The sequence below is a fragment of the Streptomyces sp. NPDC034086 genome, assembly GCF_055575515.1.
Map to the genome: position 1 here is coordinate 204,725 of NZ_JBVISM010000002.1, position 15,535 is coordinate 220,259.

The 15,535-nt window shown below is 73.5% G+C and carries 15 protein-coding genes; 8 read left to right on the top strand and 7 right to left on the bottom strand.

What is annotated here, in order from left to right; all coding sequences use genetic code 11:
- Positions 1-72: 72 nt before the first annotated feature.
- The gene (locus tag ACZ514_RS06325) at positions 73-510 is read right to left on the bottom strand and encodes a gamma-glutamylcyclotransferase family protein (RefSeq protein WP_125603982.1); all 438 of its coding nucleotides are present in this window, start codon (positions 508-510) and stop codon (positions 73-75) included.
- A 162-nt stretch (positions 511-672) separates the two neighbouring features.
- On the opposite strand from ACZ514_RS06325, the gene ACZ514_RS06330 reads away from it, so the two are divergent.
- A complete protein-coding gene (locus ACZ514_RS06330; protein WP_388934469.1) occupies positions 673-2,112 on the top strand; it encodes an NAD(P)H-quinone dehydrogenase in 1,440 nt (479 codons plus the stop codon).
- A 199-nt stretch (positions 2,113-2,311) separates the two neighbouring features.
- Entirely contained in the window at positions 2,312-3,277 is a 966-nt protein-coding gene (locus ACZ514_RS06335; protein ID WP_388934466.1) for a DeoR/GlpR family DNA-binding transcription regulator, read from the top strand.
- 146 nt (positions 3,278-3,423) lie between these two features.
- Here the strand turns inward: ACZ514_RS06335 and ACZ514_RS06340 are convergent, their stop codons facing one another.
- Positions 3,424-5,187, bottom strand: coding sequence for an acetyl/propionyl/methylcrotonyl-CoA carboxylase subunit alpha (locus ACZ514_RS06340; RefSeq protein WP_467891529.1), 1,764 nt, complete (start codon positions 5,185-5,187; stop codon positions 3,424-3,426).
- Positions 5,188-5,575: 388 nt separating this feature from the next.
- Between ACZ514_RS06340 and ACZ514_RS06345 the strand changes: the two genes are divergently transcribed.
- On the top strand, positions 5,576-6,019 hold the full coding sequence (locus ACZ514_RS06345) for a hypothetical protein (protein WP_468169959.1): 444 nt from the start codon (positions 5,576-5,578) through the stop codon (positions 6,017-6,019).
- Here ACZ514_RS06345 and ACZ514_RS06350 read toward each other — a convergent pair.
- From ACZ514_RS06350 to ACZ514_RS06365, 4 genes are all read right to left on the bottom strand, one after another.
- Positions 6,000-6,599, bottom strand: coding sequence for a Maf family protein (locus tag ACZ514_RS06350; protein WP_469124248.1), 600 nt, complete (start codon positions 6,597-6,599; stop codon positions 6,000-6,002). The two genes, ACZ514_RS06345 and ACZ514_RS06350, sit on opposite strands and share 20 nt — an antisense overlap.
- Positions 6,600-6,652: 53 nt before the next feature.
- On the bottom strand, positions 6,653-6,787 hold the full coding sequence (mmpB, locus tag ACZ514_RS06355) for a morphogenic membrane protein MmpB (protein ID WP_468169954.1): 135 nt from the start codon (positions 6,785-6,787) through the stop codon (positions 6,653-6,655).
- Between the two features lie 92 nt (positions 6,788-6,879).
- On the bottom strand, positions 6,880-7,092 hold the full coding sequence (locus ACZ514_RS06360) for an acyl-CoA carboxylase epsilon subunit (protein WP_468170165.1): 213 nt from the start codon (positions 7,090-7,092) through the stop codon (positions 6,880-6,882).
- Between the two features lie 21 nt (positions 7,093-7,113).
- Positions 7,114-8,706 carry an acyl-CoA carboxylase subunit beta gene (locus ACZ514_RS06365; protein WP_468698994.1) on the bottom strand — a complete coding sequence of 531 codons (1,593 nt, stop codon included), beginning with the start codon at positions 8,704-8,706 and terminating at the stop codon, positions 7,114-7,116.
- A 131-nt stretch (positions 8,707-8,837) separates the two neighbouring features.
- Here ACZ514_RS06365 and ACZ514_RS06370 point away from each other — a divergent pair, with 131 nt between their 5' ends.
- The 5 genes from ACZ514_RS06370 (at position 8,838) to hutH (ending at position 14,960) form a co-directional block, all read left to right on the top strand.
- The gene (locus tag ACZ514_RS06370; protein ID WP_468169949.1) at positions 8,838-9,704 is read left to right on the top strand and encodes a biotin--[acetyl-CoA-carboxylase] ligase; all 867 of its coding nucleotides are present in this window, start codon (positions 8,838-8,840) and stop codon (positions 9,702-9,704) included.
- Positions 9,705-9,920: 216 nt separating this feature from the next.
- Positions 9,921-11,078, top strand: a complete 1,158-nt coding sequence (locus tag ACZ514_RS06375) for an adenylate/guanylate cyclase domain-containing protein (RefSeq protein WP_388934448.1) — start codon at positions 9,921-9,923, stop codon at positions 11,076-11,078.
- Between the two features lie 38 nt (positions 11,079-11,116).
- Positions 11,117-11,920, top strand: a complete 804-nt coding sequence (locus ACZ514_RS06380; protein ID WP_469124249.1) for an enoyl-CoA hydratase/isomerase family protein — start codon at positions 11,117-11,119, stop codon at positions 11,918-11,920.
- Between the two features lie 116 nt (positions 11,921-12,036).
- Positions 12,037-13,155: a GGDEF domain-containing protein gene (locus ACZ514_RS06385; protein WP_468169943.1), complete on the top strand. Its 1,119-nt coding sequence runs from the start codon at positions 12,037-12,039 to the stop codon at positions 13,153-13,155.
- 263 nt (positions 13,156-13,418) lie between these two features.
- Positions 13,419-14,960 carry a histidine ammonia-lyase gene (gene hutH, locus ACZ514_RS06390; protein ID WP_468699048.1) on the top strand — a complete coding sequence of 514 codons (1,542 nt, stop codon included), beginning with the start codon at positions 13,419-13,421 and terminating at the stop codon, positions 14,958-14,960.
- A gap of 59 nt (positions 14,961-15,019) precedes the next feature.
- Here hutH and ACZ514_RS06395 read toward each other — a convergent pair whose 3' ends face one another.
- Complete coding sequence (locus ACZ514_RS06395) at positions 15,020-15,409, bottom strand: hypothetical protein (protein WP_469124250.1); 390 nt, start codon at positions 15,407-15,409, stop codon at positions 15,020-15,022.
- Between the last annotated feature and the right edge of the window lie 126 nt (positions 15,410-15,535).

Genomic DNA, 15,535 nt, shown 5'->3' on the forward strand with positions numbered 1-15,535 from the left:
CGTTGCCTTGTCGTTTCCGCCGAATCGTCCCTGCGGCCCGTGTGCGGCGGGGCCGGCCCGGGCCGGCGGCCGCTAGCAGGGGCGCTTGCGGAGTTCCATCACGTAGTCGTGCGGCGCGCCGGCCGATTCGGCGGCGTCGGCGATCTCACCCAGGTAGCGCGCCGAGGGGAGGCCGCCCTCGTACCCGTTCAGCACGTAGCACCACGCCGCCTCCTCGCCGTCCAGGGTGTGGACGCGGATCCGCATGCGGCGGTAGATGTCCAGCCCGACGCCCTCCCAGCGGTCCATGGAGTCCTCGTCCAGCGGGGCGATGTCGTACAGCGCGACGAAGACCTGCTGGCGCGGGGCCTCCACGACGGTGGCGAGGGCGCCTTCCCAGCCCATCTGCTCGCCGCCGAAGGTCAGCCGCCAATCGTTGATCCAGCCCGTGCCGCGCAGCGGTGAATGGGGAGCGCGGCGCGTCATCAGCCGCGGGTCGAGGTTGCCGGCGTACGCGGCGTAGAGCGACATGAGGTCGAGGGTACGGGAGGGTCGCCCCGGCCGGGGTGTCCGGATGGTGCGAGCACCTTGATGCGTGCGGGACAATGGGGCACGGAATGGATCCCCCGGGGAGACCCCCCGGAACACCGGCCGGGGCGGCAGCCGGCCGGGTAGACGTGAGGCGGACTTTTCGTGACCCGGATCGTGATCATCGGCGGTGGACCCGGCGGGTATGAGGCAGCCCTGGTGGGGGCGCAGCTCGGCGCGGAGGTGACCGTCGTCGACTGCGACGGTCTGGGCGGGGCGTCGGTCCTGACCGACTGCGTGCCCTCGAAGACCCTCATCGCGACCGCAGAGGTCATGACGACCTTCGACTCGTCGTACGAGGAGCTGGGGATCGTCGTCGCGGACGACACCCCGCACATCGAGCAGGCCGCGCGTGTCGTCGGCGTGGACCTCGGCAAGGTGAACCGGCGCGTCAAGCGCCTCGCGCTGGCGCAGTCCCACGACATCACCGCCTCCGTGACCCGGGCCGGAGCCCGCGTCATGCGCGGCCGCGGCAAGCTCGGCGGCCCGCAGGGCATCGACGGCACCCGGGACGTGATCGTCACCGCCGCCGACGGCACGGAGACGATCCTCACCGCCGACGCCGTGCTGATCGCCACCGGCGGCACCCCGCGCGAGATCCCGGACGCGATGCCCGACGGGGAGCGGATCCTGAACTGGACCCAGGTCTACGACCTGGAGGAGCTCCCCGAGGAGCTCATCGTGGTCGGCTCCGGTGTGACCGGTGCCGAGTTCGCCGGCGCGTACCAGGCGCTGGGCTCCCGGGTGACCCTGGTGTCCTCCCGCGACCGCGTGCTGCCGGGTGAGGACCCGGACGCGGCGGCCGTCCTGGAGGACGTCTTCCGCCGCCGCGGCATGAACGTCATCGGCCGTTCGCGCGCCGAGTCCGCCAAGCGGGTGGGCGACCGGGTCGAGGTCACCCTCTCCGACGGCCGCGTGATCACGGGCACCCACTGCCTGATGGCGGTCGGCGCGATCCCGAACACCAAGGACATGAACCTGGAGGAGTCCGGGGTCCGGCTCAAGGAGTCGGGCCACATCTGGACCGACAAGGTGTCGCGCACGTCCTCGCCGGGCGTGTACGCCGCCGGTGACGTGACGGGGATCTTCGCGCTGGCGTCCGTCGCCGCCATGCAGGGGCGCATCGCGATGTACCACTTCCTCGGTGACGCGGTGGCCCCGCTGAACCTGAAGACGGTCTCCTCGAACGTCTTCACCGACCCGGAGATCGCCACCGTCGGCTACACCCAGGCCGACGTGGACGCCGGCAAGATCGACGCCCGCGTGGTGAAGCTGCCGCTGCTGCGCAACCCGCGCGCGAAGATGCAGGGCATCCGGGACGGCTTCGTGAAGCTGTTCTGCCGCCCGGGCACCGGGATCGTGGTGGGCGGCGTGGTCGTCTCGCCGCGCGCGAGCGAGCTGATCCACCCCATCTCGATCGCCGTCGACAACAACCTGACCGTCGAGCAGATCGCAAACGCGTTCACCGTGTACCCCTCCCTGTCCGGTTCGATCGCCGAAGTGGCGCGCCAGTTGCACACCCGCAAGACGGGCAGCGAGGCGTAGGGGCGCTCCGCCGGAGGCTCAACCGCCCCGTTCCCCGCGGGGGTTGGGGCGGACGCCGAGGTGGGGCGGGGGCGTGCGGCCGCAGCCGCGGAAAGCGCGCCGAGCCCGTATACCACTAGTCGGGCCGATGTATGGACAACTTCGGTATTCCGGCGCAAGGAGCTGAAAGCAGACGGTCGTTGGGGTTACTGTCAGTTTCGTGTTCGCTGCTGAACGTCGCCAATTGATCCTCGAAATGGTGCGGGCCAACGGTGCGGTATCGCTCCGTGAGCTCGCCCGTGTCGTCCAGACCTCCGAAGTGACCGTACGGCGGGACGTGCGGGCACTGGAGGCAGAAGGACTCCTCGACCGCCGGCACGGCGGTGCGGTCTTGCCGGGCGGTTTCACGCGGGAGTCCGGCTTTCCGCAAAAATCCCATCTCGCGACGGCGGAGAAGACCGCCATCGCCGATGTCGCCGCCGGCCTCGTCGAAGAAGGCGAGGCCGTCGTCGTCGGCGCGGGTACCACGACCCAGGAGCTGGCCCGCCGGCTCGCCCGGGTGCCCGGTCTGACCGTCGTCACCAACTCGCTGCTCGTCGCCCAGGCGCTCGCGCACGCCAACCGGGTGGAGGTGGTGATGACCGGCGGTACGCTCCGCGGCTCGAACTACGCCCTCGTCGGCAGCGGCGCCGAACAGTCCCTCCAGGGGCTGCGGGTCTCCCGCGCCTTCCTGTCCGGGAGCGGCCTGACCGCCGAGCGCGGGCTGTCCACGTCCAACATGCTCTCCGCGAGCGTGGACCGGGCGCTGGTGCAGGCCGCGGCGGAGGTCGTCGTACTGGCCGACCACACGAAGCTCGGCACGGACACCATGTTCCAGACCGTGCCGACGGACGTGATGACCCGGCTGGTGACGGACGAGCCCCCGCAGCACGACGAGCGGGCCGCCACCGAACTCCAGGCGCTGGCCGACCAGGGCGTGCAGATCACCGTGGCCGGACCGGCCCCGGCGGCCGGCGGCCACGGCGGCGCCGGGGAGGGCATGCAGGGGCGCAGGCCCCGCCGCGACGCCCCCCTGCCGGTCCAGCGGCGCGGCGGCCCCACCGCCCAGCTGCGCAGTGCTCCGGCGTCGCTGCTGGAGCAGCAGGCCGGGGAACGGGCCCGGGTGGCGGACATGCGCCGCCGCTGAGCGCCGGGACCGCCGGCCCGCCACGGGCGGTGTCCGCCGGGCCGCTCCCGCCAGGGCGGCCCGGCGCGGACCGTCCGCCGCGCGCACGGCCGAAGGCCCCGCCCGGGGAACCGGGCGGGGCCTTCGTACGGCCGGCGGTGGGGACGTCAGTCCTTGATCTCGCAGATCGTGGCGCCGGAGGTCAGGGAGGCGCCGACCTCGGCGGTCAGGCCGACGACGGTGCCGGAGCGGTGCGCGTTCAGCGGCTGCTCCATCTTCATCGCCTCGAGTACGACGACCAGGTCGCCCTCGTTGACCTGCTGGCCCTCCTCGACGGCGACCTTGACGATCGTGCCCTGCATCGGGGAGGCGAGGGTGTCGCCGGACGCGGCCGGGCCGGACTTCTTGGCGGCACGGCGCTTGGGCTTGGCGCCGCCGGCGGCGGCCGTGCGGGCCAGGGTCATGCCCAGCGAGGACGGGAGGGAGACCTCCAGGCGCTTGCCGCCGACCTCGACGACGACCGTCTCGCGACCGGGCTCGTCCTCGGTCTCCTCGGCCGCGGGGGCGGAGAAGGGCTTGATCTCGTTGACGAACTCCGTCTCGATCCAGCGGGTGTGGACCTTGAACGGGGTGCCGTCGGTGGGGGCGAAGGCCGGGTCGGCGACGACCGCGCGGTGGAAGGGGATGGCGGTGGCCATGCCCTCCACGTTGAACTCGGCCAGGGCGCGGGCGGCGCGCTGGAGGGCCTGCTCGCGGGTGGCGCCGGTGACGATCAGCTTGGCGAGCAGCGAGTCCCAGGCGGGGCCGATGACCGAGCCGGTCTCCACGCCCGCGTCCAGGCGCACGCCGGGGCCGGTCGGCGGGGCGAAGAGGGTGACGGTGCCCGGGGCGGGCAGGAAGCCCCGGCCCGGGTCCTCGCCGTTGATGCGGAACTCGAAGGAGTGGCCGCGCAGCTCCGGGTCGCCGTAGCCGAGCTCCTCGCCGTCGGCGATGCGGAACATCTCGCGCACCAGGTCGATGCCGGCGACCTCCTCGGTCACCGGGTGCTCGACCTGGAGGCGCGTGTTGACCTCGAGGAAGGAGATGGTGCCGTCGGTGCCGACGAGGAACTCGACGGTGCCCGCGCCGACGTAGCCGGCCTCCTTGAGGATGGCCTTGGACGCGGCGTAGAGCTCGGCGTTCTGGGCTTCCGTCAGGAAGGGGGCCGGGGCCTCCTCGACGAGCTTCTGGTGGCGGCGCTGGAGGGAGCAGTCGCGGGTGGAGACGACGACCACGTTGCCGTGCGAGTCCGCGAGGCACTGGGTCTCGACGTGGCGGGGCCGGTCGAGGTAGCGCTCGACGAAGCACTCGCCGCGGCCGAAGGCGGCCACGGCCTCGCGCACGGCGGAGTCGTACAGCTCCGGCACCTCTTCGAGGGTGCGGGCGACCTTGAGGCCGCGGCCGCCACCGCCGAAGGCGGCCTTGATGGCGATGGGCAGCCCGTGCTCCCGGGCGAAGGCGACGACCTCGTCGGCCCCGGAGACCGGGTCCGGGGTGCCCGCGACGAGGGGGGCCCCGGCGCGCTGGGCGATGTGGCGGGCGGCCACCTTGTCACCGAGGTCGCGGATGGCCTGCGGCGGCGGGCCGATCCAGGTCAGGCCGGCGTCGAGGACGGCCTGGGCGAAGTCGGCGTTCTCGGAGAGGAAGCCGTATCCGGGGTGGATGGCGTCCGCTCCGGAGTCCGCGGCGGCCTGCAGGACCTTCGCGATGTCGAGGTAGCTGGCCGCCGGGGTGTCACCGCCCAACGCGAAAGCTTCGTCTGCCGCGCGGACGTGCAGGGCGTCCCGGTCCGGATCGGCGTAGACGGCTACGCTCGCGATTCCGGCATCCCGGCAGGCCCGAGCAACGCGGACAGCGATTTCGCCACGGTTGGCGATGAGCACCTTGCGCACGATGGCTCCCTCCTTGAAACAAGCTGAGTTTAGGGACTGCCGACACGGCCTTACGACCCTTCCCCGGTGGTGAGCTTGCCCACACGGAGCGTGATTCGAGTGCCCCTTGAGTGCGATTGCCCTTGTGTCGCCCCAGGTCAGGGAGATCCCCGACTGCACAGTAACCCTGTTGCGAGGGCGGGGTCTCTGTTCGGCGGGTCAGCGGACCCTGCTGATTCTTTGTTCAGTCCCTACGAACGGCCTATGCATTCTTTGAGTGAGAGCCGTCACGCCCGTCCGTGTCGCGGTTTCCCGTAACGAAGCGGGCCCCTGCTCTTGTCCCCGGGTTTACTCGTTAGTAGCCTCCTGGCGTCGAACACGCTTGTGGCGTGGGACGGATGGGGGCGTCGTGCTGCGCAGACTCGTGGCGGGGCTGGCCGCGATCATGCTCGTCGCGGAGGCCGTCGTGCTCGCGCTGGTCCACGTCGTGCTGGGCCGGGCCACCGGGGCGCAGTCGATGTCGATCGCCGGCATGGATCCGGATGTCATGGTCACGGCAACCTACGGGATGGGTGCCGCCATGGCCGCCTTCCTGCTGCTGTGCGCGGTCCTGGCCGCCCTCGCCGCCCTGCGCGACCGCCCGCCGGGCCGCGCCGCCCGCCTCGTGCTCGTCGTCGCGGCCGTCACCCACGGGGTGCTCGGCGCCCTCGCCGTGGGACTCGTCGGCTGGGGCGCCTTCGCGGTCACCTCGCTGATCCTGTGCCTGCTCGTCCTGACCCTGATGCTCTACGCGGCTCCGGCCGGGGGCCCCGGCGCGGAGCCGGCGGGGAGCCTCAGGCCCACAGGTCCGTGAGGGAGACGTCCAGCTCGCCCAGCAGGGAACGCAGCAGCGGCATGGACAGGCCGATGACGTTGCCGGGGCACCCGTCGATGCCGTCGATGAACGGCGCCGACAGCCCGTCCAGGGTGAACGCCCCCGCCACGTGCAGCGGCTCGCCGCTCGCCACGTACGCCTCCACCTCCGCGTCCGTCGGCTCGCCGAAGCGGACCGTCGTCGAGGCCGTCGCCGAGACCTGACGGCCGGTGGCCGTGTCGATCACGCAGTGGCCCGTGCGCAGCACCCCGGCCCGCCCGCGCATCGACTTCCAGCGGGCCGTGGCGTCGGCCGCGTCCACCGGCTTGCCGAGCGCCTCGCCGTCCAGCTCCAGCACCGAGTCGCAGCCGATCACCAGGGCGCCCGCGGCCTCCTCCAGACCCGCCACCACGCCCGCCTTGGCCTCGGCCAGGGCCAGCGCCAGGGCGGCCGGCTCGTCGTGGTCGAGCGTGTCCTCGTCGAAGCCGCTGACGATCACGTGGGGGGCGAGCCCGGCCTGCCGCAGCAGGTTCAGCCGGGCGGGCGAGGCGGAGGCGAGGACGAGCGTGCGTACGGTCATGGGGCCATCGTAGGGCGGGTCCGCAGGCCTGCGCGGACGGCCCCTGGAAGCCCCTAGAAGGGGGGTACGCCGAGGACGTACACCGCGATCACCATCGCGAGTACGAGGACCACGAGCATCCGCCGGAGCATCGCCTGGGCGTCGCGCATGTCCTTCGGGGGCTCGTCCTCGGGGTCTGACCAGAGCATGCCCCGATCCTGGCCCGCGGAGCGCCGGTGGCGCCTGAGTACGGGTACTCAGGCGCCACCGTCCGTTCGCGCCATCTTCCGGCGCGTGCGGCTCAGCCCCGTCCGGGCCAGTACGTACGGCCCCACGCGCGCGGCCCCGGCAGCATCTGCTGCCGGCGGGCCACCCGGCCCGGGGAGGCCCACTCGTCCGGGACCCGGGGCGCGCCCGACGGGGCCGAGGCCAGCGCCGCGGCGCGCGCCCGGACCACCGCCAGTGCGGCGGCCAGCTCCTCGGGGGTCGGGTTGCCCTTGACGACCTTGATCACCACAGAGTCCTCCTGGAGGGCCTAGAGGGGGATGTTGCCGTGCTTCTTCGGGGGGAGCGACTCCCGCTTCGTGCGCAGCTGGCGCAGCCCCTTCACCACGTGGGCGCGGGTCTCGGACGGCATGGTCACCGCGTCGATGTAACCGCGCTCGGCGGCCGTGTACGGGTTGAGCAGGGTGTCCTCGTACTCGGTGATGAGCCGTGCCCGGGTCTCCTCCACCTCCTCGGGGGCGGCCTCCGCGAGGGTGCGCCGGTGCAGGATGTTCACCGCGCCCTGCGCGCCCATGACGGCGATCTGGGCCGTCGGCCAGGCCAGGTTCAGGTCCGCGCCGAGGTGCTTGGAGCCCATGACGTCGTAGGCGCCGCCGAAGGCCTTGCGCGTGATGACGGTGATGAGGGGGACGGTGGCCTCGGCGTAGGCGTAGATCAGCTTCGCGCCGCGCCGGATGATTCCGTTGTACTCCTGGTCGGTGCCGGGCAGGAAGCCCGGGACGTCGACGAACGTCAGCACCGGGATGTTGAAGGCGTCGCACGTCCGGACGAACCGCGCGGCCTTCTCGGAGGCGTCGATGTCCAGGCAGCCGGCGAACTGCATCGGCTGGTTGGCGACCACGCCCACCGGGTGCCCCTCGACCCGGCCGAAGCCGGTCAGGATGTTCGGGGCGAACAGGGACTGCGTCTCCAGGAACTCCGCGTCGTCCAGCACGTGCTCAATGACAGTGTGCATGTCGTACGGCTGGTTCGCACTGTCCGGGATCAGGACGTCCAGTTCCAGGTCGGCGTCCGAGACCTCCGTGTCCGCCTCCTCCGGGAAGGCGGGCGGCTCGGAGAGGTTGTTCGACGGCAGGTACGACAGCAGCGACTTGACGTACTCGATCGCGTCCTTCTCGTCCCCGGCCATGTGGTGGGCGACGCCCGAGGTGGCGTTGTGGGTGCGCGCCCCGCCCAGCTCCTCGAAGCCGACGTCCTCGCCGGTGACCGTCTTGATGACGTCCGGGCCGGTGATGAACATGTGCGAGGTCTGGTCGACCATGACCGTGAAGTCGGTGATGGCCGGCGAGTACACGGCGCCGCCCGCGCAGGGCCCCACGACCAGGCTGATCTGCGGGATCACGCCCGAGGCGTGCACGTTGCGGCGGAAGATCTCGCCGTACATGCCGAGCGCGCTGACGCCCTCCTGGATGCGGGCGCCGCCGGAGTCGTTGATGCCGACGACCGGGCAGCCGGTCTTGAGGGCGAAGTCCATCACCTTGATGATCTTCTGCCCGTACACCTCGCCGAGGGCGCCGCCGAAGACGGTGAAGTCCTGCGAGAACACGGCCACCGGCCGGCCGTCCACCGTGCCGTAGCCGGTCACGACGCCGTCGCCGTACGGGCGGGTCTTCTCCAGTCCGAAGTTGGTCGACCGGTGCCGGGCGAACTCGTCCAGCTCTACGAAGGACCCCTCGTCCAGCAGCAACGCCACGCGCTCACGCGCCGTCAGCTTGCCCTTGGCGTGCTGCTTCTCGACGGCGCGCTCGGAACCGGCGTGCGTGGCTTCCTCGACGCGGCGCCGCAGGTCCGCGAGCTTACCCGCGGTCGTGTGCATGTCGATCGGCTCTGAGGGTTGGGACATCGGGGTCGCGGCTCCCTGTGTGGTGTCAACTGCCTGGTCAATTGATTGACTGCTGCTGGCTACTGGTGCGTAGCGTATCGGCGGGCATGGCGCTCGGCAGTGCGGCGTTTGACACACCTACATTTGCTTGCATGACTCCACAAGATGCTTCAGCCGGAGCGGGTCCGGGACGCTGGTCGAGCCTGGAGCGCCCCCCGCTGAACGCCACCGCCCTCACGCGGGCGCTCGTCACCCCCGACGGCCTGTGGACCTCCCTGGAGGTCGTCGCCGCCACCGGGTCCACCAACACCGATCTCGCGGCGCGGGCCGCGGAACTGCCCGAGGGGGCCGTGCTGGTCGCCGAGGAGCAGACCGCCGGGCGGGGCCGGCTCGACCGCAGCTGGGTGGCTCCGCCGCGGTCGGGGCTGTTCTTCTCCGTGCTGCTCAAGCCGGGCGCCGACGTACCGCAGGAGCGGTGGGGCTGGCTGCCGCTGCTGGCCGGGGTGGCCACGGCGGCCGGGCTCGCCCGGGGCGCCGGGGTGGACACCGCGCTGAAGTGGCCGAACGACCTGCTGGTGAGCGTGGAGGGGGAGGAACGCAAGGCCGGCGGCATCCTCGCCGAGCGGGTCGAGGGCGGGGTCGTCCTCGGGATCGGCCTCAACGTCACCCTCACGGAGGACGAGCTCCCCGTACCGGGCGCCGGGTCGCTGGCCCTGGCCAAGGCGGCGGTGACCGACCGGGAGCCGCTGCTGAAGGCCGTGCTGCGCTCGCTGGAGGAGTGGTACGGGCGCTGGCGCGACGCCGCCGGCGACCCGGCGGACAGCGGGCTCCAGGAGGCGTACGCGGCCGGCTGCGCGACGCTGGGCCGCCATGTCCGGGCGGACCTGCCGGGCGGGCGCGAGCTCACCGGAACGGCCGAAGCGGTGGACGCGGACGGGCGGCTGGTGATCCGCACGGCCGACGACGCGCGGGAGGCGGTCGGGGCCGGGGACGTGGTCCACCTGAGGTCGGTGCGTTAGGTCCCCGGCGGCGCGGGGTCCGGGTGCCGCCGCGGCCCGGACTCCGCCCCCCGGGCCTCCCGCCGGCCGCCGGCGGGGCCGGGGTGGCGCGAACGGAGCCGGGGCCGGAACTGGGGGAGTGAGCTACGGCACACCTGCCGTATGGTTTAGGCGATCCCGGTCCTGCCGGTGATCACCCGGTTCGGCAGCGCGCACGGAATGGACAGGAGGCGGCCCTTGACCGTCGACGACTCTGCGTCCAGCCCGTCCGGGTCCGGTCCGGCCGGCGGTCCGGGTACCCCGATCGGGCGGGACCGGCACGCCCCGTTCCACGAGGTCGACCACGCGGCCCAGCCGACGGCCGACCCGCTCGCCATCCGCCTGGAGCAGCTGATCCTGGGCGCCGAGCGGCGGTACACGCCGTTCCAGGCGGCCCGCAGCGCCGGGGTGTCGATGGAGCTGGCCTCCCGTTTCTGGCGGGCCATGGGCTTCGCCGACATCGGGCAGGCGAAGGCCCTGACCGAGGCGGACGTGCTGGCGCTGCGGCGGCTGGCCGGTCTGGTGGAGGCGGGGCTGCTGAGCGAGCCGATGGCGGTGCAGGTGGCGCGGTCCACCGGGCAGACCACCGCCCGGCTGGCCGAATGGCAGATCGATTCCTTCCTGGAGGGGCTGACCGAGCCGCCGGAGCCGGGCATGACCCGCACGGAGGTCACGTACCCGCTGGTCGAGCTGCTGCTGCCGGAGCTGGAGGAGTTCCTCGTCTACGTGTGGCGGCGCCAGCTGGCCGCCGCGACCGGCCGGGTGGTGCAGGTCGCGGACGACGAGGAGATGGTCGACCGGCGCCTCGCGGTCGGCTTCGCGGACCTGGTCGGCTTCACCCGGCTCACGCGCCGGCTGGAGGAGGAGGAGCTCGGCGAGCTCGTCGAGGCCTTCGAGACGACGGCGGCGGACCTGGTGGCCGCGCACGGCGGCCGGCTGATCAAGACGCTGGGCGACGAGGTGCTGTACTGCGCCGACGACGCGGCGACGGCGGCGGAGATCGCGCTGCGGCTGATCGAGACGATGGAGGCGGACCCGCAGATGCCCGAGCTGCGGGTGGGCATCGCCTTCGGGACGGTGACGACCCGCATGGGCGATGTCTTCGGGACCACGGTGAACCTGGCCAGCCGGCTGACCTCCATAGCCCCCAAGGACGCCGTACTGGTGGACGGGGCGATGGCCGAGGAGCTGAGCCGGACGGGGGCCGCGCCGAAGTCCGAGAAGGACGCCGAGACCGAGGAGGGCGGCGGCGCCTACCGCTTCGCGCTCCAGCCGATGTGGCAGCGGCCGGTGCGCGGACTGGGCGTCGTGGAGCCCTGGTCGCTGACGCGGCGGACACCTAGGATCCCCGGGTAACGTTCGTTAACCATTTGCGGGGAGAGTGCGCCGTGGGCGTGAGCGAGAGCCGTTTCGGGGAGTTCGTGGCGGTACGGCGGCACGGCGACGGCGGGGTGGTCGCGGAGCTGGTGCTGGACCGCCCCAAGGCGATGAACGCCGTCTCGACGGAGATGGCCCGCTCGGTCTCCGCCGCGTGCGACGCGCTCGCCGCGGACCCCGGCGTACGCGTCGTCGTACTGACCTCCACCCACGAGCGGGCCTTCTGCGTGGGCGCGGACCTCAAGGAGCGCAACTCCCTCTCCGACGCCGAGCTGGTGCGGCAGCGGCCCACCACCCGGGGGGCGTACGGGGGCGTGCTGGAGCTGCCGATGCCGACGGTCGCGGCGGTGCACGGCTTCGCCCTGGGCGGCGGCTTCGAGCTGGCGCTGGCCTGCGACGTGATCGTGGGCGACGAGACGGCCGTGGTCGGACTGCCCGAGGTGTCGGTGGGCGTCATCCCGGGCGGCGGCGGTACGCAGCTGCTGCCGCGGCGGGTCGGCGCGGCGCGGGCGGCGGAACTCATCTTCACGGCCCGCCGGGTGGAGGCCGCCGAGGCGCTGTCGCTGGGGCTCGTCGACGAGGTGGCCCCGGCGGGCGAGGACCGGGCGCGGGCCCTGGAGCTGGCGCTGACGATGGCCGCGAACTCCCCCGTGGGACTGCGCGCGGCCAAGCGGGCGCTGCGGCTCGGGCACGGGATGGACCTGGCGGCCGGGCTGGAGATCGAGGACGCGGCCTGGCGGACGGTGGCCTTCTCGGGGGACCGGGCGGAGGGCGTGGCGGCGTTCAACGAGAAGCGGAAGCCGAACTGGCCGGGGCAGTAGGGCGCGGGCCGGCGGGCGGCGGGCCGCGGGCGGCCCCGGCCACCGGATGCGGTCCAGCGTCACCCGGAGGGGCGTCCATCATCACTGAATCGGATAAAAGTCCCTAATGTGGGGTGATGGGAGTTGACGGGCGGCTGCGGGCCGTCGTAGGCCTCGCTCAGGCCATGGCGGCGGCCTGCGCGCCGCGGGACAGCGTCCGGGCCGCCGCCCGGAGCGCCCGGCTGGCGATGGACGGCTCGTTCGCCGCGATCTCCGCCTGGGAACGCGAGCGGGGGCGGCTGAGGGTCCTGGTCAACGAGGGCGAGCTGCGCCCCGGGGAGCAGGAGTTCCCCGAGGACGAGTCCTACCCGGTGCACGACTTCCCCGAGATCGCCGAGTTCCTGCACGCCCGCTGGGCGGGCGGCGGCGGCCCGCACCCCTGGGTGGAGAGCGCCGCCGGCGACCGGCCCGGGCGGCGCGGCGAGGCCCTGCGCCGGCGCGGGCGCGGTACGTGCGTGGTCGCCCCGATCGTCCTCAGCGGCCGGGCCTGGGGCGAGCTGTACGTGGCCCGGGACGAGGGCCTGCCGGACTTCGACGAGGACGACGCCGACTTCGCGGCGGTGCTGGCGGCGGTGGTGGCCGCCGGGCTGGCGCAGAACGAGCGCCTGGAGGAGGCCCGGCGGCTGGCCTTCACCGATCCGCTGACGGGCCTGGCCAACCGCCGGGCCGTGGACATGCGGCTCGACGAGGCCCTGGAGGAGCACCGGCGCACGGGGGCGGTGGTGAGCCTGGTCGTGTGCGACCTGAACGGCCTCAAGCGGGTCAACGACACCCTCGGGCACGCGACGGGCGACCAGCTGCTCGAGCGGTTCGGGTCGGTGCTGAGCCTGTGCGGGGCGATGCTGGCGGGGGCGCTGGTCGCGCGGCTGGGCGGGGACGAGTTCTGCCTGGTCAGCGTGGGGCCGTCGGCGGACGAGGTGGTACGGGTCACCGGGGAGGTGTGCCGGCGGGCCGCCGAGCTGGAGCTGGGGGAGGGCGTGGCGTGCGGGGTCGCCTCCACGGGGGACCCGATCGGGCCGGTGAAGTCCTCGCGGCGGCTGTTCCGGCTGGCGGACGCCGCGCAGTACAAGGCGAAGCGGGCGAGGTCGGCGGGGCCGGTGGTCGCGGGGCGCGACACGGCGGTGGTCCGGATGGCCGACGCGGCTGCCGCGCGGGAGCGGCCGGGGGAGCGCAGGCGGTTCCGCGGGCGGCGGTGAGGCGCGGGTGCCGGCCGCCCGTCCGGCGGCGGGGCGGCGGGGCGGCGTGCCCGGCCCCGGGCCGGCGGCCGGGGCGTGCCGGGGCCGGAGGTGCCGGGGGCCGGGCCGGAGGTGCCCGCGGCCGGGCCTGCCGGGCCGGAGGTGCCGCTGCGCGGGCCGGACCCCCGCGCCACGAACGCCGACGGGCCCGGTGGCCGCCTCGGGCGCTGCGCATCAGAGGGGTGACATGAAGGGATTCAGTCCGTAGGGTGCTGAATATGGATATGCACACTGTCGTGGTGGGGACGTCCGGGACCACCGCCGAGGACGTCATCGCCGTCGCCCGCGGCAACGCGCGCGTCGAGCTGTCCGCCGAGGCGCTGGAAGCGCTCGGCCGCGCTCGTGAGATCGTCGACGCGCTCGCCGCCAAGCCCGAGCCCGTCTACGGGGTCTCCACCGGCTTCGGGGCGCTCGCCTCCCGGCACATCAGCCCCGAGCTGCGCGCGCAGCTCCAGCGCAACATCGTCCGTTCGCACGCCGCCGGCATGGGCCCGCGCGTCGAGCGGGAGGTCGTCCGCGCCCTGATGTTCCTGCGCCTGAAGACCGTGGCCTCCGGGCACACCGGCGTGCGCCCCTCGGTCGCCCAGACCATGGCCGACGTGCTCAACGCCGGGATCACCCCCGTCGTCCACGAGTACGGCTCCCTCGGCTGCTCCGGCGACCTCGCGCCGCTCTCCCACTGCGCCCTCGCGCTCATGGGCGAGGGTGACGCCGAGGGCCCCGACGGCACCGTCCGCCCCGCCGGGGAGCTGCTCGCCGAGCACGGCATCGAGCCCGTGGAACTCCGCGAGAAGGAGGGCCTCGCCCTCCTCAACGGCACCGACGGCATGCTGGGCATGCTGGTGATGGCGCTCGCCGACCTGCGGACGCTCTACACCTCCGCCGACATCACCGCCGCGCTCACCCTGGAGGCGCTGCTCGGCACCGAGAAGGTGCTCGCACCCGAGCTGCACGCCATCCGCCCGCACCCGGGCCAGGGCGCCTCCGCCGCCAACATGGCCGCCGTGCTGAAGGGCTCCGGGCTGACCGGGCACTTCCAGGAGGAGTCCGCCCCGCGGGTGCAGGACGCCTACTCCGTGCGCTGCGCCCCGCAGGTGGCCGGCGCCGGCCGCGACACCATGGCGCACGCCGCCCTCGTCGCCTCCCGCGAGCTGGCCGCCGCCGTCGACAACCCGGTGGTGCTGCCCGACGGCCGCGTGGAGTCCAACGGCAACTTCCACGGGGCGCCCGTGGCCTACGTACTGGACTTCCTGGCCATCGCCGCCGCGGACCTCGGCTCCATCGCCGAGCGGCGCACCGACCGCCTGCTCGACAAGAACCGCTCGCACGGCCTGCCGCCGTTCCTCGCGGACGACGCCGGCGTCGACTCCGGTCTGATGATCGCCCAGTACACGCAGGCCGCCCTGGTCAGCGAGATGAAGCGGCTCGCCGTGCCGGCCTCCGCCGACTCCATCCCCTCCTCCGCCATGCAGGAGGACCACGTCTCCATGGGCTGGTCGGCGGCGCGCAAGCTGCGTACCGCGGTCGACAACCTGACCCGGATCATCGCCATCGAGCTGTACGCGGCCACCCGCGCCATCGAGCTGCGCCACGGGCTCACCCCCGCGCCGGCCAGCCAGGCTGCCATCGCGGCGGTGCGGGCGGCGGGCGTGCAGGGCCCGGGCCCCGACCGCTTCCTCGCGCCCGACCTGGCCGCCGCGGACGCCTTCGTCCGCGCGGGCGGCCTCGTGGCGGCCGTGGAGCCGGTGACGGGTCCGCTGGCCTGACGGGCCGGCGCCGGAGCGCAAGGGCCGCACCCCGCCGGGGGTGCGGCCCTTCGCCGTGTCTACAGGCCGCGGGAGCGGCGTACGGAGAAGGTCACGAAGCCCGCCCCGAGTCCCAGGCAGAGGGTGCCGCCCAGTACGTACGGGGTGGTGTCCACGCTGCCGGTGTCGGCCAGCGACAGGACGGTGACACCGGCGGGCCGCCCGTCGGCGACGCCGGAGACACCGGTGACGCCGGGGACACCGGCGATGGTTCCCGTACCCGCGCGCGGACCCGCGCCCGGGTCGTTCCTGGTGCCCGAGACGGTTCCGGTGTTGGCGGCGACGGGTACGCCGTCCGAAGCGCCCTCCGGCAGGCCGGGGGCGGTGGCGTTCGCCGACGGGACGAACCAGAGGGCGGCGAGGAGGGTGGTCGCTCCGAGAGCGGTGAGCAGAGGCCGACGTGCGGACACGGTGCGATCCCCCTTGCGGAAGCAGCGAATTGGCCGTGTGCGCAGATGCTAGTGAAAGGGGCGGGTCGCGGGAAAGTCGAGGCTGTCGCGGGCTTACTCTCCGTCGTATGAACCCTTCTGATGCAT

Excerpts from the sequence above, each read along its gene's own strand:
- ACZ514_RS06350 (WP_469124248.1), bottom strand. The coding sequence starts at position 6,599 with ATGACCGTACGCACGCTCGTCCTCGCCTCCGCCTCGCCCGCCCGGCTG.
- ACZ514_RS06370 (WP_468169949.1), top strand. The coding sequence starts at position 8,838 with ATGACTCCACAAGATGCTTCAGCCGGAGCGGGTCCGGGACGCTGGTCG.
- ACZ514_RS06325 (WP_125603982.1), bottom strand. The coding sequence starts at position 510 with ATGTCGCTCTACGCCGCGTACGCCGGCAACCTCGACCCGCGGCTGATG.
- mmpB (WP_468169954.1), bottom strand. The coding sequence starts at position 6,787 with ATGCTCTGGTCAGACCCCGAGGACGAGCCCCCGAAGGACATGCGCGAC.
- ACZ514_RS06365 (WP_468698994.1), bottom strand. The coding sequence starts at position 8,706 with ATGTCCCAACCCTCAGAGCCGATCGACATGCACACGACCGCGGGTAAG.
- ACZ514_RS06385 (WP_468169943.1), top strand. The coding sequence starts at position 12,037 with ATGGGAGTTGACGGGCGGCTGCGGGCCGTCGTAGGCCTCGCTCAGGCC.
- hutH (WP_468699048.1), top strand. The coding sequence starts at position 13,419 with ATGCACACTGTCGTGGTGGGGACGTCCGGGACCACCGCCGAGGACGTC.